Annotated in this window: 28 protein-coding genes; 13 read left to right on the forward strand and 15 right to left on the reverse strand. The window is 62.3% G+C overall.

Annotation, left to right across the window (positions count from 1 at the left end):
* Nucleotides 1–112: 112 nt before the first annotated feature.
* Together NGM99_RS20160 and NGM99_RS20165 are read left to right on the forward strand one after the other, a co-directional pair.
* Nucleotides 113–880, forward strand: coding sequence for an SDR family oxidoreductase (locus tag NGM99_RS20160; protein ID WP_252822307.1), 768 nt, complete (start codon nt 113–115; stop codon nt 878–880).
* Between the two features lie 10 nt (nt 881–890).
* The gene (locus tag NGM99_RS20165) at nt 891–3,218 is read left to right on the forward strand and encodes an NADP-dependent malic enzyme (protein WP_289852583.1); all 2,328 of its coding nucleotides are present in this window, start codon (nt 891–893) and stop codon (nt 3,216–3,218) included.
* Between the two features lie 7 nt (nt 3,219–3,225).
* Here NGM99_RS20165 and gltX read toward each other — a convergent pair whose 3' ends face one another.
* The 3 genes from gltX to NGM99_RS20180 all read right to left on the reverse strand — a co-directional run bounded on the left by gltX (nt 3,226) and on the right by NGM99_RS20180 (nt 5,466).
* Nucleotides 3,226–4,599 (reverse strand): glutamate--tRNA ligase, encoded by a 1,374-nt coding sequence (gene gltX, locus NGM99_RS20170; protein ID WP_252822309.1) that lies wholly within the window; start codon nt 4,597–4,599, stop codon nt 3,226–3,228.
* 77 nt (nt 4,600–4,676) lie between these two features.
* Entirely contained in the window at nt 4,677–5,033 is a 357-nt protein-coding gene (locus NGM99_RS20175; RefSeq protein WP_252822310.1) for a diacylglycerol kinase, read from the reverse strand.
* Between the two features lie 10 nt (nt 5,034–5,043).
* Nucleotides 5,044–5,466 carry a GFA family protein gene (locus NGM99_RS20180; protein ID WP_252822312.1) on the reverse strand — a complete coding sequence of 141 codons (423 nt, stop codon included), beginning with the start codon at nt 5,464–5,466 and terminating at the stop codon, nt 5,044–5,046.
* Between the two features lie 211 nt (nt 5,467–5,677).
* Here NGM99_RS20180 and NGM99_RS20185 point away from each other — a divergent pair, with 211 nt between their 5' ends.
* The gene (locus NGM99_RS20185; protein ID WP_252822314.1) at nt 5,678–6,718 is read left to right on the forward strand and encodes a GGDEF domain-containing protein; all 1,041 of its coding nucleotides are present in this window, start codon (nt 5,678–5,680) and stop codon (nt 6,716–6,718) included.
* A gap of 62 nt (nt 6,719–6,780) precedes the next feature.
* On the opposite strand, the gene NGM99_RS20190 is transcribed toward NGM99_RS20185, so the two are convergent.
* The 4 genes from NGM99_RS20190 to NGM99_RS20205 all read right to left on the reverse strand — a co-directional run bounded on the left by NGM99_RS20190 (nt 6,781) and on the right by NGM99_RS20205 (nt 10,783).
* Nucleotides 6,781–8,157, reverse strand: a complete 1,377-nt coding sequence (locus tag NGM99_RS20190; RefSeq protein ID WP_252822316.1) for a class II 3-deoxy-7-phosphoheptulonate synthase — start codon at nt 8,155–8,157, stop codon at nt 6,781–6,783.
* 97 nt (nt 8,158–8,254) lie between these two features.
* Nucleotides 8,255–9,205, reverse strand: a complete 951-nt coding sequence (locus NGM99_RS20195) for an arginase family protein (RefSeq protein WP_252822318.1) — start codon at nt 9,203–9,205, stop codon at nt 8,255–8,257.
* Nucleotides 9,202–10,257 (reverse strand): aldo/keto reductase, encoded by a 1,056-nt coding sequence (locus NGM99_RS20200; RefSeq protein ID WP_252822320.1) that lies wholly within the window; start codon nt 10,255–10,257, stop codon nt 9,202–9,204. The genes NGM99_RS20195 and NGM99_RS20200 overlap by 4 nt, the downstream gene beginning before the upstream one ends.
* A 91-nt stretch (nt 10,258–10,348) precedes the next feature.
* The gene (locus NGM99_RS20205; protein ID WP_252822322.1) at nt 10,349–10,783 is read right to left on the reverse strand and encodes a hypothetical protein; all 435 of its coding nucleotides are present in this window, start codon (nt 10,781–10,783) and stop codon (nt 10,349–10,351) included.
* Nucleotides 10,784–10,975: 192 nt separating this feature from the next.
* Between NGM99_RS20205 and NGM99_RS20210 the strand changes: the two genes are divergently transcribed.
* Entirely contained in the window at nt 10,976–11,140 is a 165-nt protein-coding gene (locus tag NGM99_RS20210) for a YjiS-like domain-containing protein (RefSeq protein WP_252822440.1), read from the forward strand.
* On the opposite strand, the gene NGM99_RS20215 is transcribed toward NGM99_RS20210, so the two are convergent.
* The 5 genes from NGM99_RS20215 to NGM99_RS20235 are packed head-to-tail and all read right to left on the reverse strand — an operon-like array spanning nt 11,137 to nt 15,191.
* On the reverse strand, nt 11,137–12,009 hold the full coding sequence (locus tag NGM99_RS20215; protein ID WP_252822324.1) for an alpha/beta hydrolase family protein: 873 nt from the start codon (nt 12,007–12,009) through the stop codon (nt 11,137–11,139). The two genes, NGM99_RS20210 and NGM99_RS20215, sit on opposite strands and share 4 nt — an antisense overlap.
* A 44-nt stretch (nt 12,010–12,053) precedes the next feature.
* Complete coding sequence (locus NGM99_RS20220; protein WP_252822326.1) at nt 12,054–13,652, reverse strand: NTP transferase domain-containing protein; 1,599 nt, start codon at nt 13,650–13,652, stop codon at nt 12,054–12,056.
* Complete coding sequence (locus tag NGM99_RS20225) at nt 13,649–14,347, reverse strand: XdhC family protein (RefSeq protein WP_252822328.1); 699 nt, start codon at nt 14,345–14,347, stop codon at nt 13,649–13,651. Before NGM99_RS20225 ends, NGM99_RS20220 begins: the two co-directional genes overlap by 4 nt.
* A 3-nt stretch (nt 14,348–14,350) precedes the next feature.
* On the reverse strand, nt 14,351–14,686 hold the full coding sequence (locus NGM99_RS20230) for an XdhC family protein (RefSeq protein ID WP_252822330.1): 336 nt from the start codon (nt 14,684–14,686) through the stop codon (nt 14,351–14,353).
* 10 nt (nt 14,687–14,696) lie between these two features.
* Nucleotides 14,697–15,191: a flavin reductase gene (locus NGM99_RS20235; RefSeq protein ID WP_252822332.1), complete on the reverse strand. Its 495-nt coding sequence runs from the start codon at nt 15,189–15,191 to the stop codon at nt 14,697–14,699.
* 137 nt (nt 15,192–15,328) lie between these two features.
* On the opposite strand from NGM99_RS20235, the gene NGM99_RS20240 reads away from it, so the two are divergent.
* Genes NGM99_RS20240 through purB form a run of 3 tightly spaced genes read left to right on the forward strand, consistent with a single transcriptional unit; the run spans nt 15,329 to nt 18,757 of the window.
* The gene (locus NGM99_RS20240; protein WP_252822334.1) at nt 15,329–16,393 is read left to right on the forward strand and encodes a branched-chain amino acid ABC transporter substrate-binding protein; all 1,065 of its coding nucleotides are present in this window, start codon (nt 15,329–15,331) and stop codon (nt 16,391–16,393) included.
* Complete coding sequence (locus NGM99_RS20245) at nt 16,390–17,397, forward strand: P1 family peptidase (protein WP_252822336.1); 1,008 nt, start codon at nt 16,390–16,392, stop codon at nt 17,395–17,397. The genes NGM99_RS20240 and NGM99_RS20245 overlap by 4 nt, the downstream gene beginning before the upstream one ends.
* 58 nt (nt 17,398–17,455) lie before the next feature.
* Nucleotides 17,456–18,757 (forward strand): adenylosuccinate lyase, encoded by a 1,302-nt coding sequence (gene purB / locus NGM99_RS20250; protein WP_252822338.1) that lies wholly within the window; start codon nt 17,456–17,458, stop codon nt 18,755–18,757.
* Here the strand turns inward: purB and NGM99_RS20255 are convergent.
* Nucleotides 18,754–19,563, reverse strand: coding sequence for a VOC family protein (locus NGM99_RS20255; RefSeq protein WP_252822340.1), 810 nt, complete (start codon nt 19,561–19,563; stop codon nt 18,754–18,756). The two genes, purB and NGM99_RS20255, sit on opposite strands and share 4 nt — an antisense overlap.
* A gap of 153 nt (nt 19,564–19,716) precedes the next feature.
* On the opposite strand from NGM99_RS20255, the gene NGM99_RS20260 reads away from it, so the two are divergent.
* Nucleotides 19,717–20,271 carry an RBBP9/YdeN family alpha/beta hydrolase gene (locus NGM99_RS20260; RefSeq protein ID WP_252822342.1) on the forward strand — a complete coding sequence of 185 codons (555 nt, stop codon included), beginning with the start codon at nt 19,717–19,719 and terminating at the stop codon, nt 20,269–20,271.
* Here the strand turns inward: NGM99_RS20260 and NGM99_RS20265 are convergent.
* Entirely contained in the window at nt 20,268–21,035 is a 768-nt protein-coding gene (locus tag NGM99_RS20265) for an HpcH/HpaI aldolase family protein (protein WP_252822344.1), read from the reverse strand. The genes NGM99_RS20260 and NGM99_RS20265 overlap by 4 nt on opposite strands.
* Nucleotides 21,036–21,061: 26 nt before the next feature.
* Nucleotides 21,062–21,379 (reverse strand): DUF1476 domain-containing protein, encoded by a 318-nt coding sequence (locus NGM99_RS20270; RefSeq protein ID WP_252822346.1) that lies wholly within the window; start codon nt 21,377–21,379, stop codon nt 21,062–21,064.
* A 257-nt stretch (nt 21,380–21,636) separates the two neighbouring features.
* Between NGM99_RS20270 and purC the strand changes: the two genes are divergently transcribed.
* The 5 genes from purC (at nt 21,637) to purL (ending at nt 26,124) form a co-directional block, all read left to right on the forward strand.
* The gene (gene purC, locus NGM99_RS20275) at nt 21,637–22,431 is read left to right on the forward strand and encodes a phosphoribosylaminoimidazolesuccinocarboxamide synthase (protein WP_252822348.1); all 795 of its coding nucleotides are present in this window, start codon (nt 21,637–21,639) and stop codon (nt 22,429–22,431) included.
* A gap of 18 nt (nt 22,432–22,449) precedes the next feature.
* Nucleotides 22,450–22,689 (forward strand): phosphoribosylformylglycinamidine synthase subunit PurS, encoded by a 240-nt coding sequence (gene purS, locus NGM99_RS20280; RefSeq protein ID WP_252822350.1) that lies wholly within the window; start codon nt 22,450–22,452, stop codon nt 22,687–22,689.
* 36 nt (nt 22,690–22,725) lie between these two features.
* Nucleotides 22,726–23,394 carry a phosphoribosylformylglycinamidine synthase subunit PurQ gene (gene purQ / locus NGM99_RS20285; protein ID WP_252822352.1) on the forward strand — a complete coding sequence of 223 codons (669 nt, stop codon included), beginning with the start codon at nt 22,726–22,728 and terminating at the stop codon, nt 23,392–23,394.
* Nucleotides 23,391–23,810 carry a hypothetical protein gene (locus tag NGM99_RS20290; protein WP_252822354.1) on the forward strand — a complete coding sequence of 140 codons (420 nt, stop codon included), beginning with the start codon at nt 23,391–23,393 and terminating at the stop codon, nt 23,808–23,810. The genes purQ and NGM99_RS20290 overlap by 4 nt, the downstream gene beginning before the upstream one ends.
* A gap of 103 nt (nt 23,811–23,913) precedes the next feature.
* Entirely contained in the window at nt 23,914–26,124 is a 2,211-nt protein-coding gene (gene purL / locus NGM99_RS20295) for a phosphoribosylformylglycinamidine synthase subunit PurL (protein WP_252822428.1), read from the forward strand.
* The last annotated feature ends 72 nt before the right edge of the window (nt 26,125–26,196 follow it).

Genomic DNA, 26,196 nt, shown 5'->3' on the forward strand with positions numbered 1-26,196 from the left:
CGCCCTATCATGCACGGGCGCCGCTCACTATGGGCCAGCCATGCAAATCGGTTCAGCGGTTGCGACCAGGCATTCGGCGACGTAAGGCTCTACGCGCAATTCGGAGAAAGCGATGGATCTTGGGTTGAGGGGCAAACAGGCGATCGTCTGTGCATCGAGCAAAGGACTCGGGCGCGGATGCGCAACCGCACTTGCCGAGGCCGGCGTTTCGCTGGTCCTGAACGGCCGAGATGAGACCGTGTTGCGTGCCACCGCTCAAGATATCCGCGCACGTTTCGATGTCGAGGTGCAGGAGGTGGCAGGCGACGTCTCCGACAGAGCTATCCAGGACGCCCTGCTCGCGGCCTGCCCGGAGCCGGATATTCTCGTCAACAACAATGGCGGTCCGCCGCGGCGCGACTTCCGCGAACTCGACCGCGAAGCGATCCTGAAAGGCGTCACGCAGAATCTGGTGACCCCATTCGAACTGATCCAGCGCGTGGTGGACGGGATGGCCGAGCGCGGTTTCGGGCGTATCGTTAACATCACCTCGCTCTCCGTCTATGTTCCTATCGAAGGGCTGGACCTGTCGTCGGCCGCGCGGGCGGGTTTGACGTCGTTTCTCGCCGGCATCGCGCGCGGCGTCGCCGAGCGCAATGTGACGATCAACAATCTGCTTCCGGGCAAGCTCGACACCGATCGAATCCGCTCGGCCTTCAAGGCTGGCGCTGGCACCGAGGAAGAAAACAAGGCGCGCATCGCAGCCGACATTCCGGCGAAGCGCCTGGGAACGCCCGAGGAGTTCGGCCAGATCTGCGCTTTCTTGTGCTCAGTCCAAGCCGGCTACATGACCGGCCAGAACATCCGCGTTGACGGCGGACTCTACCCTTCAGCATTCTGAGACAGCATCGATGACCGACAAGCCAGACCTGTCCGAACTGGATCAGGCAGCCCTCTTCTTCCATCGCTATCCGAAGCCCGGAAAGCTTGAGATTCAAGCGACCAAGGCTCTCGGCAACCAACGTGACCTGGCGCTTGCCTATTCTCCGGGCGTCGCGGCCCCCTGCCTTGCGATCAAGGACGATCCTGAACTCGCAGACGACTACACGAGCCGGGCAAACCTGGTCGCCGTGGTTTCGAACGGAACGGCAGTACTCGGCTTGGGCAATATCGGGCCGCTTGCCTCCAAGCCCGTCATGGAGGGCAAGGCCGTTCTCTTCAAGAAATTCTCCGGCATCGACGTGTTCGACATCGAGATCGACGCGCCCACGATCGAGCGCATGGTCGATACTGTCTCCGCGTTGGAACCGACCTTTGGCGGCATCAACCTCGAAGATATCAAGGCGCCCGAATGCTTCGAGGTCGAGGAGCAACTCAAGGCGCGGATGAACATCCCGGTCTTTCATGACGACCAGCACGGCACGGCCATCATCGTCGCGGCCGCCGTCCTCAATGCGCTCGAGTTCGCGAGCAAGAAGATCGAGGACATCAAGATCGTCAGTTCCGGCGCAGGTGCGGCGGCACTCGCCTGCCTCAATCTTCTCGTCTCGCTCGGCGCTCAGATCGAAAACATATGGGTCACGGACCGTCACGGCGTCGCCTACAAGGGCCGGCTCGACGAGATGGATCGATGGAAGGACCCTTACGTCAAGGACACCGATGCGCGGACGCTGACCGATGTGATCGGCGGTGCCGACGTGTTTCTAGGGCTCTCGGCCGCCGGCGTGCTCAAGCCCGAGCTGCTGCAGCACATGGCGGAGCGCCCGCTGATCCTGGCACTTGCCAATCCAACCCCTGAGATCATGCCGGAGACGGCGCGCGCGGCTCGCCCCGATGCCATGATCTGCACCGGGCGCTCGGATTTTCCGAACCAAGTCAACAACGTCCTCTGCTTCCCCTACATCTTCCGCGGCGCTCTCGATTGCGGGGCGAGTGCCATCAACGAAGAAATGAAGATGGCCGCCGTGCGCGCCATCGCAGCGCTTGCCCGCGAGGAGCCATCGGATGTTGCGGCCCGTGCCTATTCGGGCGAGACGCCGACTTTCGGTCCCGACTTCCTGATTCCCTCGCCTTTCGACCCGCGCCTGATCCTGCGTATCGCGCCGGCAGTCGCCGAGGCCGCAGCAACGAGCGGTGTCGCGCGCAGGCCTATCGAAGACATGCCGGCCTATATCGATCGGTTGAACCGCTTCGTGTTCCGTTCGGGTCTCGTGATGAAGCCGGTTTTCTCGGCTGCCAAGGCGGCGCAGGAGAAGCGCGTCGTTTATGCCGATGGTGAAGACGAACGCGTGCTGCGGGCTGCCCAGGTGGTGCTGGAAGAAGGTATCGCCAAGCCGATCCTGATCGGCCGCCCTCACGTCATCGACGTGCGCCTCAAGCGCTACGGCCTGAAAATCCGGCGCGGCGTCGATTTCGATCTGATCAATCCAGAAGACGATCCGCGCTATCGCGACTATGTCGATCTCTTGGTCGAACTCGCAGGGCGTCGCGGCTTCACGCAGGAGGGCGCGCGCACCACCGTGCGCACGGATAATACGGTCATCGCAGCACTGGCCCTTAAACGCGGCGACACAGACTGCATGATCTGCGGCCTGGAAGGCCGTTTCGAGCGTCATCTGCGCAACGTGTCGCTCATCATCGGTGCGCGGAAAGGCCTGAAATATCCGGACCTTTCCGCACTCTCCATGCTCATTTCACAAAGCGGCGTGACCTTCTTCACCGACACCTACGTGACGGTCGACCCTTCAGCCGAGGAGATCGCCGAAATGACCGTGCTCGCCGCAGAAGAAATCCGCCGCTTCGGCATCGAGCCCAAGGCTGCCCTGCTCTCGCATTCGAATTTCGGCTCCCGCGATTCCCCGAGCGCGCTCAAGATGCGCGAGGCTGCAGCTATCCTGAAAGAGATTGCACCTGATCTCGAGTCAGACGGTGAGATGCACGGCGACTCCGCGCTTTCGGAGGCCTTGCGCAACCGCGTTTACCCGCATTCACGGATCAAGGGAGAAGCCAATCTGCTGGTTTTCCCGAACCTCGATTCGGCAAACATCGCGCTGACGACGGCCAAACAGATGACGGACGCGCTCCATGTCGGCCCGATCCTGCTTGGCACCGACAAGCCTGCACATATTCTGACGCCCTCGGTCACCTCGCGCGGCATCGTGAATATGACGGCGCTGGCCGTTGTCGAAGCGCATCAACAGCAGGCGCGAGCGGGCCAGACTATCGGCGACGCGATCTGACGCTTTGTCAGGGACGCCGAGCCAGCGTCCCCTCGCGGCCGAGCAGCGGAAGCAGCTCGGCCAATTCCGGCCCGGAGGACAATCCCGTCAGTGCCACGCGGAGAGGGAGAAACAACTCTTTTCCCTTGCGCCCCGTCGCCTGCTTGACCTGATCGGTCCAATGCTTCCATGTGCGCCGGTCGAAGGGCTCGTCGGGCAAAAACTCGAATGCTTCACGCGCGAAATCACGATCCGCGCCTGAGAGCTCGTCGGTCGGTTCCGGCCCGTTTCGCACGATCTGCCACCAGCGCGCGGCATCGGTCACGCGCGTGAGATTGCCACGAACGGCATTCCAGAACGGTTCGGCTTCAGGACCGGAAATGCCCATCGCGAGGAGCCGCACGGCAACGTCCTCGAAACTCATCGCATGAACGATGGCCTTGTTCAGCGTATCGAGATCGGCTGGATCGAATTTTGCCGAAGATTTCGAGGTCGCTGCCGGATCGAACTTATCCGCGAGTGCGGCGAGGTTGGGCTCCGGGGTCACCTGCTCGGCGCTGCCGATCAGCGTGGCGAGTGAAGCAACCGCCATCGGCTCGAGCCCATCCTCGCGCAGCGATGCGATGGAGAGCGCGCCAGTGCGCTTCGACAGCCCCTCGCCGGTCGAGGTCGTCAGGAGGTTATGGTGCCCGAAAACAGGCGGCTCCGCCCCGAGTGCCCTGAATAGGGCGATCTGGACGCCCGTATTCGTCACGTGATCGTCACCGCGGATCACGTGTGTGATCTCCATGTCGATATCGTCCACCACGGACGGCAATGTGTAGAGATAGGTCCCGTCCTCGCGCACGAGCACAGGATCGGAGAGCGACGCAAGATCGACCGTTTCGTCGCCGCGCACGAGATCGCTCCAGTGCACATCCGTGCGCTCGGTCTCCTGCGGATTGCCGCGGAAGTTCGGCAGCAGGAAGCGCCAGTGGGGACGTCGGCCTTCCGCTTCGAATGCGGCTTTCTGCTCATCCGTCAATTGCAACGCTTCGCGGCCATAGACCGGCGGAAGCTTTCGCGAGAGCCGGATCTTGCGTTTCAGCTCCAGCTCTTCGACGGTCTCATAGCAGGGATACAGCAGACCGGACGCCTTCAGCCTCTCGACCGCCGCATCGTATGTATCCGTCCGCTTGGACTGATACTCGACGGTATCCGGAAAAATTCCGAGCCAGTGCAGATCGTAGAGAATGCCGTCGGCAAAGGCCTGCGTCGACCGCGCTTGGTCGGTGTCATCGAAGCGCTGTATGAAACGTCCGCGATTCTGGCTCGCGAACAACCAATTGAATAGTGCCGTGCGCGCATTGCCGATATGGATGCGGCCCGTCGGAGAGGGAGCAAAACGTACTGTAACCGTCATGCGCGCCGGTTAAACCCGAGCTGTGGCGATGGCAAGGCGCGTCGATGGGCGCTTTTTCACATCCCCCCGGCTCTGGGTCAGGCGAGAAGCGCGATGCGTTGCACGAGAGCGCCGATCCAGATACCGGCTGTCAGGATGATCGCAATCAGGACTGCCAGCGAGCCGCAGTCTTTGGCGAGTTTGATCTCAGGCCGAAAATCCCGCGTCACCGCATTGCATGTGGCTTCGATTGCCGTGTTCAGCACTTCCACCAGCATCAAAAAAAGGATCGACGCGAGAAGCATCGCGAAACCAAGCCAGCTTGTGGACAGGAGGTAGGCCAAGGGAATGGCCAGAACAAAGAGCGCGGCCTCCTCCTGGAAGGCGCGTTCGCTGCGGATCAGGAGATCGAACGCTCGCGCGGAATGGCGAAACGCGTTGAGGAGGCGCTGCAAGAATTCGACCTCAGTCGTCGGAGTAAGAGAAGCATGGCAAGCCGTCGGCGACCGTGTAGTAGTCGCCCTTCTCGTTCGTGAAAATATGGTATCCGCCCTTGAGCCCGGTTGGGCTGTCGAAAAGCCCCGCCATGATCGAGGTCACCTCGCTGGCCTCACGCTTCCAGAACAAGGCCGAGCCGCAAACCCGGCAAAATCCCCGCTTCGCAGCGGCCGATGCCGCATACCAAGTGATATGTTCTTCCCCAGTGACGTAGAGGCGAGCGTCTTCAACACTCGTCGCGGCATAGTAATGCCCGCTCTGTTTGCGGCATTGCTGGCAATGGCAGAAGATCACATTGCGCAAGTGACCTCTGGTTTCGAACTTGACCGAACCGCATATGCAGCTTCCAGTCCGAAACTCGTGGTCACTGTCTTGATTTGGGTCAGTCACGATGATCTTGCCTTTAATGAAACTTTAGCAGTGCGCGCCTAGGGTCGTGAACAGCCTTTCACGAGGGTTCCGCATGAAGCGGAGTTCGAAACCAGCCGCTGTTGGCGCCTCATGAAAGACCGTTGCCGAACGATTTGGCAACAGGACACGGTCGGGGGACCGTTCGAGGCTTGGTGGGACGATGCAGGCTGCTGCCGCACAAACGGAACGGGTGACTGACCTGCCGGCCACGGTCGTCGCGACCATGCGGCAACTCGGTGTGGCTGGCCTACCGAGAAACTACGAAATTTTCTACGAAGCGCTCGCAGGCACGAATCGGGAGTTGAGCCTTGAGGTCGTGTCGCTGCCCAAGCGCCCCGCGCAAGAGGATCTCGACAAGATCGGCCGCCGCTTCTTCGCCCATCATCACGGTTTCAACGTCGTGGACAATGCGCGTGCGATCATAGCGAGCGAGCTCGAGGAAGTCGCATCTCTGCTGCGCAATGAGCGGTCGCATCTCGAGAAGTACGGACAGATCCTGCATCAGACATCGGACGGCCTGTCAGGGCGCAGTGCCGCAAGCCGTGAGCTGCTGCAAAAAATTCTCGGCGTCATGACCGTTGCGACCGCGACTACGATCGAGCACGGCAAGCAAACGGCGGCGACCCTCAATGAGAAGTCCGCAGAGCTGGAAAGCGTCAAATCGAAGCTCGAAGAATATAAGAGGCTGGTCGATACGGACCCACTCACCCAGATTTCCAACCGTCGCGCCTTCGACCGTGAGCTGACCCGTATCTATGATTCGCAAAGCGGCATCCTGTTCCACGCGCTCATCCTGGCCGATATCGACCGCTTCAAGGACGTGAACGACCGCTACGGCCACCCCGCCGGCGACAAGATCATTCAAGCCATTGCCAGCATCTTTCGCGCGAACACGCGTGCGGACGTCTTTGTCGCGCGCACAGGCGGCGAAGAGTTCGCGATGATCGTGGAAGGCGGCGCGGAGGATGCGGTTGCGAGCGTTGCCGAGCGTATCAGGCAGGCCGTCGAGCAGACGTCGCTGACACATCAGTTTGCACCTGGCCATGGCGCGTTGACCATCTCGATGGGTCTGTGCATGGCGTCCGAAGCGGACGGCCCCGAAGACCTCTATTCGAAAGCCGATCAGGCTCTTTATCGCTCGAAGGTCGAGGGAAGGAACCGCGTCACGCGCAATTCGAGCTCGAAAGACACGCGCAATGCCAAGAACTGGATGCTTTATCGCAAGGATTGAATCCAGAGAGAGAGAGTTCACTGAACAAAAAAGGCGGGAGTTGATCCCGCCTTTTGTTTTTCCTACTCGTTCACGGCCCGGCGTCGCTCCTGCCCCGCCCGATCCTTTTTCAGCAGATCGGAAACAAGAAAGGCCAGCTCGATAGCCTGATCGGCATTGAGACGCGGGTCGCAATGAGTGTGGTAGCGATCCTGTAACTCGTCCGCCGTGATCGCCCGCGCACCGCCTGTGCACTCGGTGACGTTCTTGCCCGTCATCTCGACATGGATGCCACCCGGATGCGTGCCTTCAGCACGATGCACCGAGAAGAAGCTTTCGACTTCACGCAGGATGCGGTCGAAAGGCCTGGTCTTGTAACCGGCAGCCGTGATCGTGTTGCCATGCATCGGGTCGCAAGACCAAACGACCTTGCGGCCCTCACGCACCACAGCGCGCGCAAGCTTGGGCAAGTGCTCCTCGACTTTGTCATAGCCGAAACGCGCGATGAGCGTGAGTCGGCCAGGCTCGTTCTCTGGATTGAGAATGTCGATCAGCCGCAGAAGCCCATCGGGATCGAGCGATGGCCCGCATTTGAGGCCGAGCGGATTCTTGATGCCGCGACAATATTCGACATGCGCATGGTCGGGCTGACGGGTGCGATCACCGATCCAGATCATGTGACCCGATGTGGCGTACCAGTCGCCGGACGTGGAATCGACGCGTGTCAGCGCCTGCTCGTAACCGAGCAGAAGCGCCTCGTGGCTCGTGTAGAAATCCGTCTCGCGCAGGGCGTAGTTGGTTTCCGACGTGATGCCCACCGCCCGCATGAAATCCATGGTCTCGGTGATGCGGTTGGCGAGCGCCCCATAGGCCGCACCCTGCGGGCTGTCGGACACGAAACCGAGCATCCAGCGATGCACGTTTTCGAGGCTCGCATAGCCGCCTTGCGCGAAGGCACGCAGGAGGTTAAGTGTCGCAGCCGACTGGCGGTAGGCCATGGTCTGGCGCGCCGGGTCGGGAATACGCGACTTCTCGTCGAACTCGATGCCGTTGATGATGTCGCCACGATATGACGGCAGTGTCACGCCGTCCTTGGTTTCCTCGCCCGACGAGCGCGGCTTGGCGAACTGCCCAGCGATACGCCCAACCTTCACGACCGGCTGCGAACCGGCGAAGGTCAGCACGACCGACATCTGCAGGAACACACGGAAGAAATCGCGGATATTGTCCGCGCCATGCTCGGCAAAGCTCTCGGCGCAGTCGCCGCCCTGCAGCAGAAAGGCTTCGCCCTCTGCGACAGCGGCCAGTTGCTTCTTAAGCTTGCGCGCCTCGCCTGCAAAAACGAGCGGCGGAAAAGTGGCCAGACGGGCTTCGGTATCGGCGAGTGCGCTTGCGTCCGGATAGGCCGGAACTTGGCTGATCGGCTTGCCGCGCCAAGAATCCGGGGTCCACTTCTTCATTGTCTTCGACCTGTTTCGTTCGGGAAAACTCGCAGGCCTGCCCCAAAGGCAAGCCGGCAAGTGGCGGCTCTATACAGGAACGAAACCGCTTGGTCCATCAGCCCTTTGGCGAGTGAACCTTGGCGAGACTGCCGATCACATTGACGAGGACATTGGCTGCCGTCAGCGCGCCGACCCCGTGGTGGTCGCGCTCCGCCACGAACTCGACCATGGCGAAACCGACAAGTTTCCCCCGTTTCACCGTGCCGGCGATGAGACCCGTCACCTGGTCGTAGGTTAACCCGCCCGGCGCAGGTCCCGCGACCGCCGGCATGATCGCCGGATCGAGTGCGTCGCAATCGAGCGTGACGAGCACGTTGCCGCCCTCGGGCAAAAGGTCGAGGACGGCTGCAATGCCCTTTGTGTGAACGTCACGCGCAGGTATGAATTCCACGCCCCATGCCTTTGCCGCTTCGACCTCTTCGCGTCGGGCGCTGCCCAAACCGCGCATGCCGACCTGCACGATCTTCGTCACATGGCTCATCTCGGAGGCACGGCGCATGGTGCTCGAAAAGCCGAGCGGCTCGCCACGTCGCTCCTCGCGCCAATCGATATGGGCGTCGATCTGGAGGATCGTCAGCGGTGCCTGATCGGAAAATGCCGAAATGAAGGGGATCGGCACCGAGTCGTCGCCACCGATCATGATCGGCACAGCGCCCACGTCGAGGATCTTACGCACCGCCTGCTCGATCAGGTCGCGGTTCGCTTCACCTTCGCCGGGCGCCGTGCGGAGATCTCCCAGATCGAGCAGCCGGAAACCGTTGTCGCCCAGCATCGGCGCATCGAAATCCCAGTTCCAATGTCCTGCCCAATCCGCATCGGCATGAAGCGCGTGACGCAATGTGTCGGCAGCCGAGGCGTAAGGACGATTGTCGATCTCGGGATAAGGCGTGCCGTGCGGGGCGCCGAAAATGGCAGCGTCGCAGCCTTCGGCGCCGGCGGCAAGCGAGGCGCCGAAGAAGGGCCAGCGGGGCGTATTGAATTCGATCGCGGTCGAGGATTCTGTCATGGGCAAGGGTTTCCGTATTTTTGATGAAGGTCGTTGACCGCGTTCTGCATCTCGGGCGTCCATGTGATGTCGGCGGATGCGAGCGCGGTTTCCAGCTGCGGAATGCTTGTGGCTCCTATGATGTTGGATGTGACGAATGACTGATTGACGACAAAGGCGTTGGCGAAAAGCGCCGGCTCCATGCTGAACTCCCGCGCGAGCGTATTGTAGGCCAGAATGGCTTCAGCGGCATTCGGCGTCTCGTAGCGTTGGGAGCGGTTGAAGAGCACTTTGCGGGAGCCCTCCGGCAACGCGCCATTATCGTATTTGCCTGACAGAAAACCTTGCGCGAGCGGCGAGTAAGGCAGGAACGCGACCCGTTCGCGCTCGCAGACCTCGGTTAGGTTCACTTCAGCGGTGCGGTTGACGAAGTTGTAGGCATTCTGAAGCGAGGCAACACGCGGGCCAACGCCCTTTTCGCTTTCGAAGATGAAGCGCATCACACCCCAAGCGCTCTCGTTGGAAAGGCCAAGATGTCTGATCTTTCCGGCTTTCTGAAGCTCGTCGAAAACCGTCAGGGTTTCAGCGATCGGTGTCTCGTCGGATAGGCGCTCGACCGGCTCGGTTGGCTGACGGTTCGGGTTCGAGCCGAAGCCCGACGTATTCCGTTCCGGCCAGTGGATTTGGTAGAGATCGATCACGTCCGTTTGGAGGTTGCGCAGCGAGCGCTCGATGGCATGTACGATATCCTCGCGCACTAGCTTCGACGGTCGGCCGCCGCGGAACCAATCCATCGCCGTACGCCCGACGACCTTGCTGGCGACCACGACTTTGTCGCGGCTGCCGCGGGCCTTTAGCCACGTCCCGATGATGCGCTCCGTGCTGCCTTGCGTCTCCGGCTTCGGTGGGATGGAATAGAGCTCGGCCGTATCGAGAAAGTTGACGCCTCGGTCCAGAGCCAGGTCGAGCTGGGCATGGCCTTCGGCTTCGGTGTTCTGCTGGCCCCAGGTCATCGTGCCGAGGCAGATCTTCGAAACCAGCAAGCCGGTTTCGCCGAGCGGACGTTTCTGCAAGTTGAGTCTCCGGGGAGGACGGATAGGAAGGAGCGCCGGTCTAGCGCAGCAATCGGCTCAGTCCAACCCCTCGGTCCGACTTAGGGCTCGGCTACCGGTAGCGCGAAAGCGCCTCATCGATCAGGGAATTTGCGATCTGCATCCGCTTTTCAGCATTCTCGCGCAAATGCGGCGCGACGCGATCCGGATGGTTGTGAAGCGCGAACAGGCGCCGAACTTGAGGCAGATCCGACGGTCCGCAAAGGGCAAGCCCGAGTTCGACCGCGATTTCGTCAGGGACCAGCGACGGCGCTTCGATCAGCCCAACTGCGTGCTTCTCTTCGATCAGAGCGGTGAACTCGTCTTCAAGCGAGAAATCGCGGTACGCGGCCACCGCGTCCTGCGCGCTGGCGGGTAAGGACACCGTCTCGATATCCTCCAGCGCTGCAAGATAATCGACACTCGGGGAGAGCGGGACGCTCACCGCAGGTTGCGCCGCCTCGATCAGTTCTTCCAGAAGTGATGCAAAGTCGTGCGGCTGTTCCATTGGCTTCTCCTAGCGCGGGAAATGCCAAGGAAACCGGAACGCTCCGGCCATTCTTCGGGACTGGTTAAGATTTTATGACAGGGTGCACTTTAATCGGCATGGCAGCCATGCGAATGCTGCACTGCACAATTTTTTCCGGCCGATTAAATTCTGTTGCGGGAGGCATCCTTTTGAGGTGTCATCATGGGGTTCATGACTGAGTTTTTTTCGCGGCCGCGCTACAAGCACGAGCAGCGATACCGCACAGCGCTCGACATGCTCGTCGCCATGTCAAATCGCGACCGTGCAGATATCGGCATCAAGCCGGCGGATTTTCCGCGCATCGCGCGTGAAATGGCAGAGCGGCAGCACGCTTAGTTCGTTGCGGAGAGCATCCAGTTGAGCGTTTCACGCCAGTCCGTCATGCGGATCGGTGTGCCATGCGTACCGTTCTCGAATGAAACGAAGCGCGCAGGATAATCCGGCGAAGCTGCGAGAATTAAGCGGAAGAAAGCCATCTGCTTCTCGAGCGGAAATACCTTGTCACGCGCGCCCTGCCCGAAAAAGATCGGCACGCGCGCCTTGAAGGCCGGGCTTTGCAGGAAACTATCGTCCCAATGCGAGCCGAGGAGAAGCAGGCCGCCAAGGCGCTCGACGACCTCGGGCTTTCTCGCCAATTCGTAACACAGTCCCCCGCCCATGGACCCACACGCCACGAAGACCTTCGCACTTGGCGAGAGCGCGGCGTAGTGGTCGATCAGCGCACTGATCTCACGTCCCCCGCCCTCCCCAAAATCCGAAAAGTCAGGTGAGAGGTACAGACCGTTCGCGCTGACCACGAGGTTCTTTACACGGTTGAAGTTCCCGCCAAAAGTGAAGTCGTCCGCGCCCTGCCGCCGACTGCCGCCCTGCCCGTGCAGATAAAGCACGATCATCGAGGCGCCCTTCTGTCGCCCGACAGCGACAGTGCGAACTTCGCCCGCTTTGGTTTGAACTTTCACGTCGTTCTGCTGGCTGCGCACCGCCAGCGATACATATTGTCGTTTCACCCGCCGCTCCGGCACCTCATCGCGTCCGTTGATGTCGCGCGCCTCCTGGTAATCGACAGTGCGGAAACGGCCGTTGTCGGCGCGCGCCAGCTCGGCGGGATAGGCAAAGAGATCGTCCTTATATGCCCCGATCTGCTGGGCGAGAGCCGAGCCGGTGAAGAGCGTAAGAGCGAAAGCAGCAGAAAGAACGAGCTTCATGGCGCGTTCTTATCAGCAATCGGCCTCGAAAGAAGAGGCGATGGTCAGACCTGGAAGACGCCGCCTGCGGCCACCAGCGCTTCCGGCGTATCGACATCCAGAAGCGCGCCCTCGCCGATCTCCGCTTCGATAACCTCGGCGCCCTCGATGATCGCCCGCGCGCCGGCATCCCCTTCGAGCTTTGCGATATCGGAAAACAGCGCACGCGGCAGGATCACCGGATTGCCGCGCTTCCCGGCACTCGACGCGCGCACCACCGCGCCACCTCCCTGACGAAACGCAGCAATCATTCGGTCTAGGCTCACTACGTCAACAGCCGGCATGTCGCCCAGTACGACGATTACGGCCGCTGCATCGTCTGGCACGGCCGAGATGCCGGCCTTGAGCGAACTCGCGAGCCCCAAGGCGAAATCGGGATTATGGACGAGTTCAATATTGAGTCCTGCCAAGGCCTCAGCGATCTCCTCACGCTCATGCCCCGTCACCACCGTCACGCCAATGGCTTCCGATCCCACAACCCGCTCAGCGACCAAGCGTATCAACGGCTCTCCCTCGAACCATGCCAGTAGCTTGTTCGGCCCACCCATGCGACTCGAACGCCCGGCCGCAAGGATGACGGCATGAACGTCGCCTAGTGTGGTCTCCTTCACTTCGCGGGGCTGCGGCCGTGTAGGGATCTCGGTCAGCAAGCCGCCGACGCCCATGCCTGCGATATCATTGTGAGAAACCGGCAGCCCCGCCAGTATGCGGTCCAGCACCCAGTCGAATCCATTCTCCTTCGGACTGCGCGCACAGCCGGGTGCGCCGATCACCGGCGTACCGGCCACCTCACCCAGTACCAGGAGGTTGCCCGGATCGACCGGCATCCCGACGCGGTGCACCGTGCCACGCGCAGCGCGGATCGCCGCCGGAATAACATCGTAAGCATCCGTCACGGCCGATGCGCCGAACAGGATCACAAGGTCGCATTTGCCGAGCGCCATACGGATGGCCCGCGCGACCGCAGAAGCGCTGTGCGGCACGCGACGGTCGATCACGATCCGGCTTCCCGATCGCGCCAGCCGTTCCGCCGTCACTCGGGCCGTCTTGTCGAGCACGGATGATTTAAGGCTCGGGAGTTCGGTTTGGATCAACGCCACGCGATGTGGTTTGAACGGATGGACGCTCATGGCATCACGTCCCGCACAGAGCTTGGCGACATTCGACAGGTCTTCGGGCGACACCGAGAACGGAATGATTTTCACCGTCGCCACCATCGATCCACGTTCGACGCGTGCGAAAGGCGGCAGAGTGGCGAGTGTGATGTCGGGCGTCACTGCATTGATGGCATCCACCAAAGCGCGGTCGAGTGTCAGAATGCCAGACGCCTCGGCATGAAGATTGACTCGGCCCGTCACAGCTTCTTGCCGAAGGATGCCGGATAGCCGAAGCGCCTCGGCGACCGTCCGCGCCGCTGTGTCCTCTCCTACGTCATCCGGCGAGAGCATCGCGGCAACGACGCGCTGCACACCCGCTGCCTTCAAGGCGACGACTTCCTCACGCCCGATCTTTTGTCCCTTGCGGAGCCGCGTCCCGTCTGTGACCAACGAGTGTGCCAAGATCGCACCTTCGGCCTCGGCCACAGGCAGCGGTCCGAACTTCAAACCTCCGTCTCCTCGATGCCGCGTGAGCGCAAGGCGCCGATCACTTCGGCAAGAATCGAAACGGCGATCTCCGCCGGGCTCGCGGCCCGGATCGGCAAGCCGATGGGCGCACGGATCGTTGCTAGCCTGTCTGCGCTCAATCCGGCTTCCCCAAAACGCTCCAACCGCTTCGCATGCGTTCGCCGACTGCCCAAGGCGCCGACATAGAAGCAGCCGGTACGCAGCGCCTCGGTCAGTGCGAAATCATCGATCTTTGGATCATGCGTGACGGCGGCAAGCGCAGTATAGGGATCGAGCGGCTGCTGGCGCAGCCAGTCCTCCGGCCATTCGGCATGGAGTCGTAGATCGGGGAAGCGCTCGGGCGTGGCGAAGGCCGTGCGCGGATCGACCACCACGACATCGAAGCCGGCGATATGGGCCATCGGCGCCAAGGCCTGGCTGATATGCACCGCACCGACGATGACGAGCCTCGGTTCGGGCGCGCAGACTGACAAGAACCACTCACGCCCTGCTGCTTCGACAAGAGTGGATTTGCCGTTCGCGAAAGCGCTCCGTACTGGCCCGGTCAACTCCGCTTCGACCACATCGCCCTCGCGGATAACCCGGCCGGAACCGGTCGCGACATCGCTCAGATAGATGACCGCGCGGCGTGCCTCGCGCTCGCGATTGATCGCGCGAAGGGCGGCGATTTCCACGACTCAGTTCAGCTTCTCGACAAAGACGCGAATGCGTCCGCCGCACGACAAGCCAACGCGCCATGCCGTTTCATCGGCGACGCCAAACTCAAGCATCCGCGCCTTTCCATCTACGATCACATCCGCGGCTTCGGCGACAACCGCGCCTTCGACACAGCCGCCAGAAACGGACCCTTGAAAACTGCCATCGGCGTCGATCACCAGATGGGAACCGGCAGGACGCGGCGCTGAGCCCCATGTCTCGACCACGGTTGCGAGCGCGACCGAGCGACCCTCATCGATCCAGCTCTCGGCGATGCCCAGCGGGTCGAGCGTCTCGCTTGATTGAATGAGCGTCATGGCCCTCGCCTCACAAAACCCTGTAGGTTCTGTCGTAATAGATAAGCGGCGAGGTGCTTTCGCCTAGCCGCACACCCACCACACGGCCGAACATAACCCTGTGAGTGGCAACCTCCTTGGCCTCGATCAGCTCACAGTCGAACACGGCCAGTGCGTCGGAAAGGGTCGGTGCGCCGCTGACGATGGTGTCCCAAGAGCCATGGCGAAAGCGCTCCTCACTGGAAAGACCCGTGATGCCGGAAAAGGCGACCGATAATTCCTGATGATGCGCGGAAAGCGTGTTAAGCGCGAACACGCCATTGTCCACGAACAGGTCATTGGCTTGGCTTCGGCGATTGACGCAAACCAAGATCGTCGGCGGCTCGTCTGAAACGGAACAGGCTGCGATCACGGTCGCACCACGCGGCCCAGCCGGACCAGCAGTCGTAACGACATGGACGGCACCGGCAAAGCGACTCATCGCGTCGCGATAGGTTTGCGGCTCGACAATCGACTTCGTCAACATGGAAAGGAGGGCCTCGAGGGCGACAGACACATGGTGAACCTATATGGAGCTTGTGGCCTCCTGCGCAACGTGTCCTTCAATCGGTGCACAGGCTGCCGCTTTAGGTTCGATTTTCCTGCTTCGCGCGACAAGACTCCGTGACCCGCCGCAAGACAAGAACACTGCTCCTTTCGCTCGCCGGCATCGCCTTTTCCTTGGCGGCGAACAGCGCCGCATGGGCACAAGAGTTGACGGTAGGCGTCGTCGCACCTTTGAGCGGGCCGAACGCCATTCTCGGGCGGCAGGTTGTGGATGGCGCACGTGTCGCAGCGAGGGAGCGCGCCAAGATCGCCGAGGCGGACGATGCCTGCACGGCAGAGGGTGGACGCGCGACGGCCGAACGGCTCGTCGCGGCAAAGGTTCGGATCGTCATCGGCTTCCTTTGCACCGAATCAATCGAAGCCGCCCTTCCCGCATTTTCTCAGGCCGGTATTCCGGTCATCACGGTCGGCGTCCGCACTGACAGTCTAACCGAGCGTCGAGAGAAGACCGGCTGGAACGTCTTCCGTCTCGCTCCCCGCGCCGATGCCGAACGCGCGGCGGCCAGCGAGATCATTCCTCGGCTCTGGCGCGACGTTCCCTTCGCCATTGTGGATGATGGCACGATCTACGGTCGCGAACTCGCGGAAAGTGTGCGTGCCGCCGCAGAGCAACGCGCGCTCCGTCCTGTCTTTGTGGATACCTACCGCCCGCAATTGGACAACCAGATCGGCTTGGTGGGTCGTTTGCGCCGCTCGGGCGCCTCGGCGGTATTCGTTGGCGGCGATGTCGAGGATGTCGCCATCATGGCGCGTGATGCCGCGCAGATCGGCGCGGACTTGATCTTCGGCGGTAGCGAAACGCTACGCCAGCCCTCTGAAGCTGCACCGCTGCTGGCCGGCACCATCATGATCGGCTTGCCTGATCCGGTCTCGCTCGCCCCACAAGCCACGCTCGACGCCCTGCGCGACAAGGGTGTGATCCCGGACGGCTACGTGCTGCCCGCCTATGCCGCGATGGAGATCGCGCTTCAGTCGCAGGGCGTGGTGGCCGCGATTGCCAATGGCCGCTTCGACACCGCGCAAGGCTCGATTGCGTTTGACCCCAAAGGCGATCTTGCCACATCGCCGTACCGGCTCTTTCGTTTCGACGGCACGAAGTTCGAAGAGATCGCGCTGCCATGAGCTTCCGGCCCGGCCCACGCAATCTCCTGACGGATGTCGCCGGCTTGCGTGTGGGGCAGGCAAAGGATGACGATCTGAAATCCGGCGTCACCGCCATCATTTGCGACGAGGCATCGGCGGCGGGCGTGCAGATCCTCGGCGGCGCGCCGGGAACACGCGAGACAGACCTGCTCGAGCCGCACAACACCGTGCCCGGTGTCAACGCCATCGTGCTCTCAGGCGGCTCGGCTTTTGGTCTCGACGCCGCGAGCGGCGTGCAGTCGGCTTTACGCGAGGATGGGGTCGGCTTCGCCGTTCGGGATTTTCGCGTCCCCATCGTGCCCGCCGCGATCCTCTTCGATCTCGCCAATGGCGGAAACAAAGACTGGGGGCGCCATTCCCCTTATCGCGAACTGGGCTATCAGGCGGCGCGCATCGCGTCTGCCGATTTCGCGCTTGGCAGCGAGGGTGCGGGTACCGGCGCGTTGGTTTGCGGTCTCAAGGGTGGCCTTGGTTCCGCTTCGGTCATGCTCGAATCCGGCATCACGGTAGCAGCCTTGGCGGCCGTCAACGCAGTCGGCAGCGTGACGGTCGGTGACAGCTCGCATTTCTGGGCCGCGCCGTTCGAAATCGATGGCGAGTTCGGCGGCCTTGGCTTGCCGCCACTCACGCCGGATGCGGTCACGCCTCGCACGAAGTTCCAGACGCAAACCTCTCCCCTCGCGAACACGACCATCGCTGTGATCGCGACCGATGCGGTGCTCGACAAAGCCGGCGCGAAGCGCTTGGCCATCGCCGCGCATGACGGCTTCGCCCGCGCCATCTGGCCTGCGCATACCGTGGCCGATGGCGATCTCGTCTTCGGCCTGGCCACGGGCAGCGCCGGCAAGGTGCCCGACTTCGCCCAAACCGTCGAACTTCACGCCGCAGCCGGGGCGGTCATGGCCCGCGCCATCGCACGCGGCGTGTTTATGGCTACGCCTGCGCCGAACGACCTTTTCCCCACATGGGGCGCAAGGCGTTGAGCCTTCTCGCCCCCTCTGTTACAGGCACCTCGATTTTCCAGTTCCAAAGAGTTCGCCCATGATCCCGCGCTACTCGCGCCCGGAAATGACCGCCATCTGGTCACCCGAAACCCGCTTCCGCATCTGGTTCGAGATCGAAGCCTACGCCGCTGACGCGATGGCCGAGCTTGGCACGATCCCCAAGGACGCGGCGGCAAAGATCTGGGAGAAGGGTCGGGACGCCGTGTTCGATGTCGATCGCATCGACGAGATCGAGCGCGAAACCAAGCACGATGTCATTGCCTTCCTGACGCATCTCGCCGAGATCGTCGGACCCGAGGCACGCTTCGTCCATCAGGGGATGACGTCATCGGACGTGCTCGACACCTGCCTGGCTGTACAACTCGCTCGCGCCAGCGACATCCTGCTTGCCGACATCGACGCCCTGCTCGCCGCTCTCAAGCGGCGCGCGCTGGAGCATAAGGACACGGTCACCATCGGCCGCTCGCACGGCATCCATGCCGAGCCCACAACCTTCGGCATCAAACTGGCGCTGGCCTATGCCGAGTTCACGCGCTGCCGCGAGCGTTTGGTTCATGCCCGCGAAGAGATCGCCACCTGCGCAATCTCGGGCGCGGTCGGCACCTTCGCCAACATCGATCCGCGCGTGGAAGAGTATGTCGCCGACAAGCTCGGCCTCAAGCCTGAGCCCGTCTCGACGCAGGTCATCCCGCGCGACCGCCACGCTATGTTCTTTGCGACGCTGGGCGTCATCGCCTCGTCCATCGAGCGGCTGGCGACCGAAATCCGCCACCTGCAGCGCACCGAGGTTCTGGAAGCGGAGGAGTACTTCTCGCCGGGCCAGAAGGGCTCGTCGGCTATGCCGCACAAGCGCAACCCCGTCTTGACCGAAAACCTCACCGGCCTCGCCCGCATGGTCCGGGCCTTCGCCCTCCCGGCTATGGAGAATGTGGCGCTTTGGCACGAGCGCGATATCTCGCACTCCTCGGTCGAACGCATGATCGGCCCGGATGCCACGGTGACGCTCGACTTCGCGCTTGCCCGCCTCACCGGCGTGATCGACAAGCTCGTCGTTTACCCGAAGAACATGGAAGCCAATCTCAACCGCTTCCGCGGCCTCGTTCATTCCCAGCGCGTGCTCCTCGCACTGACACAGGCCGGCGTGTCACGCGAGGATTCATATCGGCTCGTCCAGCGCAACGCGATGAAGGTGTGGGAACAGGGCGCGGACTTCTTGGAAGAGCTGCTCGCCGACAAGGATGTCCGAGCGGCCCTTTCCGAGGATGTCATCCGCGAGAAGTTCGATCTCGGCTACCACACGCGGCACGTCGATACGATCTTCTCGCGTGTCTTCGGCTAGTCCTTCGCCACTACCCTGACTTCCGTGCCCCATGGGTCGCGGAAGTCTTGCGGTTCCTTCGCCTCGCGCGAAGCCAGCTCGAACCAACTCAGCCCCGCGCGCTTCGGATCGCGCGGACCGGCACCTCGGCTCTGCCAGACATTGGCGCCGACATGGTGGTGATAGCCGCCGGTGGACATGAAGGCCGCCGCATCACCATAGCGCGCCACCGTGTCGAAGCCGAGATTGTCCTTCCACCAGCTTTCCGCCTGACGCGGATCACCGACGCGCAGATGGATGTGTCCGACCATTGCGTCATCCGGCACGCCCTGCCAGCCCGCATCCCCTTCCGGCAAAGACCTCAGCAGGTCTTCAACATTCAGCCGCACCGTCGCCATCTCGACCTGGCTGCCGTTCCACTTCCATTCGTCCGGCCTGCGGTCGCGGTAGATTTCGATGCCGTTGCCTTCCGGGTCGTCGAGATAGACGGCCTCGCTGACGAGATGATCCGACGCGCCGCCCACCGGCAGAAGTTTTTCGGCGGCATAGCGCAGCCAGCGTGCGAGATCGGCGCGTTCGGGCAGGAGGAAAGCCGTGTGGAACAGGCCCGCGCTACGCGGCGCGTCGGGTTCGGCAGACGGATCGCTTTCGATCCGAAGCAGTTCGCGATTTCCCGCTCCGAGACGGATCGCGCCGTTCTCGCGGCCGAGTTCGCGCATGCCCACGACCGTTTCATAGAATCGCGCGAGGTTGTCGGCATCACGCGCACGGAGCGCCACGCGCGAAACATGGATCGGCGTCGTGGCTGCGAAAGGCAGGCTGCTCATCAAGGAAGTCTCCGGCGAGGCGGCTGGTTCGTTTGCCCCGCGCTGTTGTTCCGAAAATCGTCCTTCCGCCGACACGGCACAAGCCGACGCCGAGCGAACACGCTGTTCACGCTCCGGATTGCCTCAAAGACGGTGCGTCTCTAAATCGGCGCCATGAAAGTCAAAGACACCGATATCCTGATCGTCCCGGGCTACACCAATTCCGGCCCCGACCACTGGCAGACCCGCTGGGAAGCCAAGCTCTCGACCGCGCGGCGCGTAGAGCAGGCCGAATGGTCGAAGCCCGTGCGCGAGGATTGGGTGGATGTTCTCGCCAAAGCCGTGAACGAGGCCGAAAAGCCGGTCGTGCTCGTGGCCCATTCGCTGGGTGTGGCGACCGTGGTGCAGGCCGTGCCGAAGTTCGAGAAGCCGGTCATCGGCGCATTCTTGGTGGCTCCGCCCGATGTCGCGAACCCGGAAATCCGCCCCAAGCACCTGATGACCTTCGGCCCCTATCCGCGCGATCCGCTGCCGTTTCCATCCATCGTAGTCGCGAGCCGCAACGACCCGTTCTCCTCATTCGAGGCAATGGAAGACATTGCCGGCGCCTGGGGGTCACTCTTCATCGATGCAGGCGAAGCCGGTCACATCAATTCCGAGGCCGGCTACGGCCCATGGCCCGAGGGCTCGATGACTTTCGCGCAGTTTATTTCACGATTGCAGGCCTAGATCGAACTTTTCGCTGCCTTCAAAAGTGCTTCGGCACCGAGCTTCATCAGGTTCTGCTCGTTGCCGAGCGCGAAAAAGCGGAAGCCCATCTGCACGAAACGGCCCATCATCGATGGCTCCATGATATAAATGCCAGCAAACTTGCCCGCCGCGCGGGCACGGGCCGCGACGTCACCGACCGCTGCCATCATGTCTTCGAGCGTCGGGTCGAGCTTGGCACCATCCGTCCAGGCAATGGAGAAATCCGACGGCCCGACGAAGACGGCATCGATGCCGGGCGTCGCCAGTATGCCGTCCAGACTCTCGAGCGCCGCCCGTGTCTCGATCATTGCGAACGAGACTGTCTCCGCATTGGCTTCAGGCAGGTAGCTCGCGGCCGTCATACGCAGGCGCGGCAATGCGAAGGTCGGCCCCCATGAGCGCTGGCCCAGCGGCGGATAATTCGTCGCGGCAGCAAAGCTTTGGGCATCGGCCACAGAGTTCACCATTGGCGCAATCACCGCCTCGGCGCCGAAGTCGAGCGCCCGGCTCGCCATGTCCCAGCGCCCCACCGGCACACGGACAACCGCATGACGCTCAGCTTGGCGGATCGCTGGGATCGAGCGGACGACACTGTCTTCGTGATGCCCGCCATGCTGCATGTCGAGTGTGATGGCGTCGTAGGCTTGCGCCGCCATCACCTCCACGGTGAGCGCATCGGGGATGCCCGACCAGCCGGTGATCACCACCTCGTCGCCACGCAGGCGCGTCGCCAGTGTCGGCATGGCCAGCCCTCCCCGTTTCGCTCAGGTCAGCTTCTAACTTGCTCGGCTGCGACCAGCAGAAGCTCTTCCATCGCCTTGCGCACGTCGGTCTCGGTTTCCTTGGCGCCGCCGAGCTGGAGGTCGCCATAGACTTTGCGGAACACATCCTCGTCGCCGGCTTCCTCGAAGTCGGCGCGCACGACGTCCTTGGCATAGGCCTCGGCTTCCTCGTCGGACTTGCCGAGCTTTTCTGCGGCCCAGAGGCCCAGCAGCTTGTTGCGCCGCGCGATCGCCTTGAAGCGGGTTTCCTCGTCCAGCGCGAACTTGCGCTCGAAGCCTTCCTGGCGGTCTCTCATATTGGACACAGGCACCAATCTCCTTTTCACGTTTCCTGGTGGGTTACAGACCAACAACGGTCAAGCCGGTCAAGCCGTTGCAGGCTTTGGACAAAGCAGTCCCAGCGGAAATGCGCATTGAGGCTGGAATGTGATTGCGTTAGACACGATCTTATGGGTGGAACGCGTGCTCCCAACGCGAAGCCCAGCGAACGCTTTTCGAATTCCCATGGATCGCCCCGGCATCCCAACCCGCGCTCGACGCGATCCGAACCAGAGATAGCTCGATGAAGACTCGCCGCCGCATTTATGAAGGCAAGGCCAAGATACTCTATGAGGGCCCCGAGCCCGGCACGCTCGTGCAGTTCTTCAAGGACGACGCCACCGCCTTCAACAACAAGAAACACGAAGTGGTGGACGGAAAGGGCGTGCTCAACAACCGCATCTCCGAGCACATCTTCACCCATCTCAACCGCATGGGCATCCCGACCCACTTCATCCGCCGCTTGAACATGCGCGAGCAGCTGATCAAGGAAGTCGAGATCGTGCCGCTCGAAGTGGTGGTGCGCAACGTGGCCGCCGGTTCGCTCGCCAAGCGCCTCGGGCTCGAGGAAGGCACAGTGCTGCCGCGCTCGATCATCGAATTCTATTACAAGGCCGACGCGCTCGACGATCCGATGGTGTCCGAAGAGCACATCACGGCCTTCGGCTGGGCGAGCCCTCAGGAGATCGACGACATCATGGCGCTCGCCATCCGCGTCAACGACTTCCTGTCCGGCCTTTTCCTCGGCGTCGGCATTCAACTCGTGGACTTCAAGATCGAGTGTGGCCGCCTCTGGGAAGGCGAAATGATGCGCATCGTGGTCGCCGACGAGATCTCGCCCGATAGCTGCCGCCTGTGGGACGTGAACACACAGGACAAGATGGACAAGGACCGCTTCCGCCGCGACATGGGCGGTCTGGTCGAGGCCTATCAGGAAGTCGCGCGCCGTCTCGGCATCATGAACGAGAACGAGCCCCCGCGCCCCACCGGCCCGGTGCTCGTCGCCGGTCGAGACACCAGCCGCGGCAAGCCGCACTGAATTTTCCGGAGTAGCAGCATGAAAGCGCGCGTTACCGTCACGCTGAAGAACGGCGTTCTCGATCCGCAGGGCAAGGCCATCGAAGGTGCCCTCGGTACCCTCGGCTTCGCCGGCGTGGGCTCTGTCCGTCAGGGCAAGGTCTTCGACGTCGAACTCAACGGCACCGACCAGGCCAAGGCCGAAGCAGACCTGAAAGCCATGTGCGAAAAGCTTCTCGCCAATACGGTGATCGAAAATTACTCGGTGGACTTCGCCTGAGGGCTTTCGCCCATCAGGCCAATTGCGAACAGAGCCATGAAATCAGCCGTTGTTCTCCTCCCCGGCCTCAATCGCGACCGCGACATGATCGCGGCTCTCACAAAGGTCTCGGGCCAAGCGCCCAAGACCGTATGGCAAACCGAAACGGAACTGCCTGATGTCGACTTGATCGTCATCCCCGGCGGGTTCTCCTTCGGCGATTACCTGCGCTGCGGCGCGATCGCCGCGCGTATGCCTGTGATGCGTGCGGTGGCGGATGCCGCCAAGCGCGGCGTAATGGTGATGGGCGTCTGCAACGGCTTCCAGATCCTGCTGGAGGCGGGCCTTTTGCCGGGCGCGCTGATGCGAAATTCGTCGCTGCAATTCGTCTGCCGCGAGGTGAAATTGCAGGTGGCGAATGCCAACACCGCCTTCACCCGCGCCTATGCGCCGAATGAGGTGATCCGCTGCCCTGTGGCTCATCACGACGGCAACTTCTTTGCAGACCCGGACACGCTCGCTCGCCTCGAGGGCGAAGGCCGCGTGGCGTTTCGCTATGCAGAAGACACGAACCCCAATGGCTCGCTCAACGATATTGCCGGCATTCTCAACGAAGACGGCAATGTGCTGGGCCTGATGCCCCACCCCGAAAACCTGATCGAGGCCGCCCATGGGGGCTCGGACGGGCGCGGCATTTTCGAAAGCGCATTGCGGGTCGCCGCGTGAAGCCCGCATCGTTCGTTGTGGCGCTCGCCGTTCTTGGCGCCGCCAGCCTTTCCACAGCTTGCCAGTCTTCGAAGCCGACACCTTCGGTTTCCGTAAACAGCGGCAAGAGCGCATCGCTGCGCATCATGGAGCAGGTTTCGACCGCCGCCTATCGCTGCTGGTTCTCCTCCAAGGACAAGGATTTCCGCGCCTACAGCTTCGCCAACGAGCTCGACTCGCATTCCGGCCAGCCGCGCTTCCTCCTGGTGCCGGCCAGGAACTTCGGCGGACGCCCGTTGCTGGTCGTACAGGCCAAAGGCAATTCGAGCCGGCTCGACGTGTTCGGCCCGCTGCTCGATGAGCCGCTCGGCAAGCGCGTGTCATCCGATATCTCGCGCTGGGCATCTGGCCCCACGAGTTGCGGCGCGAGCGCTTGATTCCATGCCGCGGGCAAGCTGGCTTGCCCGCGATTTCCGGTTCATTCCCTGAACGTGCTGCGCTAAGGGAAAGCCGATCCTTTCGCAGATTTCCCTGGTGCGCATGATCCGCAACGATTTCCCCATCACGCCCGAACTGGTCGCCTCGCACGGCCTCAAGCCCGACGAGTACGAGCGCATCCTGCGCATCACCGGTCGCGAGCCGAGCTTCACCGAACTCGGCATTTTCTCGGCCATGTGGAACGAGCACTGCTCCTACAAGTCGTCCAAGCGCTGGCTGCGGACGCTGCCGACCAAGGGCGAGCGCGTCATCCAGGGGCCAGGCGAGAATGCCGGCGTGGTCGATATCGGTGATGGTGACTGCGTGGTCTTCAAGATGGAGAGCCACAACCACCCCTCTTACATCGAGCCCTATCAAGGCGCGGCTACCGGCGTGGGTGGTATCCTGCGCGATGTGTTCACCATGGGCGCGCGACCGATCGCGGCAATGAACTCGCTCCGCTTCGGCGAGCCCGATCATCCCAAGACGCGCCATCTCGTGGCAGGCGTCGTCGCAGGCGTGGGCGGCTACGGCAACGCTTTCGGCGTGCCGACGGTCGGCGGCGAAGTGAATTTCGACGCGCGTTATAACGGCAACTGCCTCGTCAACGCCTTCGCCGCCGGCCTCGCCAAGACCGATGCGATCTTCCTGTCCGAAGCCAAGGGCGTCGGCCTGCCTGTCGTCTATCTCGGCGCGAAGACCGGGCGCGATGGCGTTGGCGGTGCCACCATGGCTTCCGCCGAATTCGATGACAAGATCGACGAGAAGCGCCCGACGGTTCAGGTGGGCGACCCCTTCACCGAAAAATGCCTGCTCGAAGCCTGCCTCGAACTGATGGCCTCGGGCGCCGTCATCGCCATTCAGGACATGGGTGCCGCCGGCCTCACCTGCTCGGCCGTCGAGATGGGCGCCAAGGGTAATCTTGGCATCGAACTCGATCTCGACCGCGTGCCGGTACGCGAAGACGCGATGTCGGCCTATGAGATGATGCTTTCGGAAAGCCAGGAGCGCATGCTGATGGTGCTCCGTCCCGAGAAGGAAGAGGAGGCGCAAGCCATCTTCCGCAAATGGGGTCTGGATTTCGCCATTGTCGGCAAGACCACCGACGACTTGCGCTTTCGTATCATCCATCAGGGTGTCGAGGTCGCCAATCTCCCGATCAAGGAACTGGGCGACGAGGCGCCAGAGTATGACCGCCCCCGCATCGAGCCGAAGAAGCCGGTGCCGCTCGCTGCCGACGACGTGCCGCAGGCGGATATCGCCGAAAGCATTCTAAAGCTTCTTGCCTCTCCGGATCAGGCTTCGCGCCGCTGGGTTTACGAGCAGTACGACACGATGATCGGCGGCAACTCACTCCAGCGTCCCGGCGGCGACGCCGGCGTAGTGCGCGTGGAGGGGCACCCGACCAAGGCGCTGGCTTTCTCCTCCGATGTCACCCCTCGTTATTGCGAGGCCGATCCGTTCGAAGGCGGCAAGCAGGCGGTGGCCGAATGCTGGCGCAACCTCACCGCGACCGGTGCCGAGCCACTTGCCGCGACCGACAATCTGAATTTCGGCAACCCCGAACGTCCCGAGATCATGGGGCAGTTCGCCGCCGCAATCCAAGGTATCGGCGAGGCGTGCCGCGAGTTGGGCTTTCCGATCGTCTCGGGCAATGTGTCGCTCTACAACGAAACCAACGGGCGCGGCATCCTGCCGACGCCCACCATCGGCGGTGTCGGGTTGATCCCCGACTGGTCGAAAATGGCGCGCATCGCCTTCGCGGCCGAAGGCCAGACGATCCTGCATTTCGGCGCGCCGGAAGGCGGTGCCAAGCATCTCGGCCAGTCGATCTATCTGCGCGACATCCATGGTCGCGCGGACGGCGCGCCGCCACCTGTCGATCTCGCGCATGAAAAGCGCGTCGGTGATTTCATGCGCACGCTCATCCGCGAGGGTGTTGCCACCGCCGTGCACGATATCTCCGACGGCGGCTTCGCGCTTGCGCTGGCGGAAATGGCGATGGCATCCGGCATCGGCGCAAAGGCAACGCTGCCGGATGGCGTCGATCCCATCCCCTACCTTTTCGGTGAGGATCAAGGCCGCTATCTCTTGACGGTCGTTAGCACCGACGCCGATCGCATCCTCGGTGAAGCCAAGGCTGCCGGCATCCTTGCCGAAAAGATCGGTGAAACCGGCGGTGACGTGCTCGTGCTGGGAGAAAGCGCTTCGGTTTCCGTGAAGGATTTGACTGCGGCTCACGAATCCTGGTTCCCTTCCTATATGAAGGGGTAAGAGACCAAGTGGAATTCATCGGCGGAGGGCCAGCAAAAAACCGCTGGACCGGCACGAGAACCGTTTCAAATC

This window comes from Mesorhizobium liriopis (assembly GCF_024053505.1).
Classification (GTDB): domain Bacteria; phylum Pseudomonadota; class Alphaproteobacteria; order Rhizobiales; family Rhizobiaceae; genus Mesorhizobium_B; species Mesorhizobium_B liriopis.

Coding starts and splice junctions, on each gene's coding strand:
- NGM99_RS20160 (WP_252822307.1), top strand. CDS start 113: ATGGATCTTGGGTTGAGGGGCAAACAGGCGATCGTCTGTGCATCGAGC.
- NGM99_RS20165 (WP_289852583.1), top strand. CDS start 891: ATGACCGACAAGCCAGACCTGTCCGAACTGGATCAGGCAGCCCTCTTC.
- gltX (WP_252822309.1), bottom strand. CDS start 4,599: ATGACGGTTACAGTACGTTTTGCTCCCTCTCCGACGGGCCGCATCCAT.
- NGM99_RS20190 (WP_252822316.1), bottom strand. CDS start 8,157: ATGAAGAAGTGGACCCCGGATTCTTGGCGCGGCAAGCCGATCAGCCAA.
- NGM99_RS20195 (WP_252822318.1), bottom strand. CDS start 9,205: ATGACAGAATCCTCGACCGCGATCGAATTCAATACGCCCCGCTGGCCC.
- NGM99_RS20205 (WP_252822322.1), bottom strand. CDS start 10,783: ATGGAACAGCCGCACGACTTTGCATCACTTCTGGAAGAACTGATCGAG.
- NGM99_RS20210 (WP_252822440.1), top strand. CDS start 10,976: ATGACTGAGTTTTTTTCGCGGCCGCGCTACAAGCACGAGCAGCGATAC.
- NGM99_RS20215 (WP_252822324.1), bottom strand. CDS start 12,009: ATGAAGCTCGTTCTTTCTGCTGCTTTCGCTCTTACGCTCTTCACCGGC.
- NGM99_RS20230 (WP_252822330.1), bottom strand. CDS start 14,686: ATGACGCTCATTCAATCAAGCGAGACGCTCGACCCGCTGGGCATCGCC.
- NGM99_RS20235 (WP_252822332.1), bottom strand. CDS start 15,191: ATGTTGACGAAGTCGATTGTCGAGCCGCAAACCTATCGCGACGCGATG.
- NGM99_RS20245 (WP_252822336.1), top strand. CDS start 16,390: ATGAGCTTCCGGCCCGGCCCACGCAATCTCCTGACGGATGTCGCCGGC.
- purB (WP_252822338.1), top strand. CDS start 17,456: ATGATCCCGCGCTACTCGCGCCCGGAAATGACCGCCATCTGGTCACCC.
- NGM99_RS20255 (WP_252822340.1), bottom strand. CDS start 19,563: ATGAGCAGCCTGCCTTTCGCAGCCACGACGCCGATCCATGTTTCGCGC.
- NGM99_RS20260 (WP_252822342.1), top strand. CDS start 19,717: ATGAAAGTCAAAGACACCGATATCCTGATCGTCCCGGGCTACACCAAT.
- NGM99_RS20265 (WP_252822344.1), bottom strand. CDS start 21,035: ATGCCGACACTGGCGACGCGCCTGCGTGGCGACGAGGTGGTGATCACC.
- purC (WP_252822348.1), top strand. CDS start 21,637: ATGAAGACTCGCCGCCGCATTTATGAAGGCAAGGCCAAGATACTCTAT.
- purS (WP_252822350.1), top strand. CDS start 22,450: ATGAAAGCGCGCGTTACCGTCACGCTGAAGAACGGCGTTCTCGATCCG.
- purQ (WP_252822352.1), top strand. CDS start 22,726: ATGAAATCAGCCGTTGTTCTCCTCCCCGGCCTCAATCGCGACCGCGAC.
- purL (WP_252822428.1), top strand. CDS start 23,914: ATGATCCGCAACGATTTCCCCATCACGCCCGAACTGGTCGCCTCGCAC.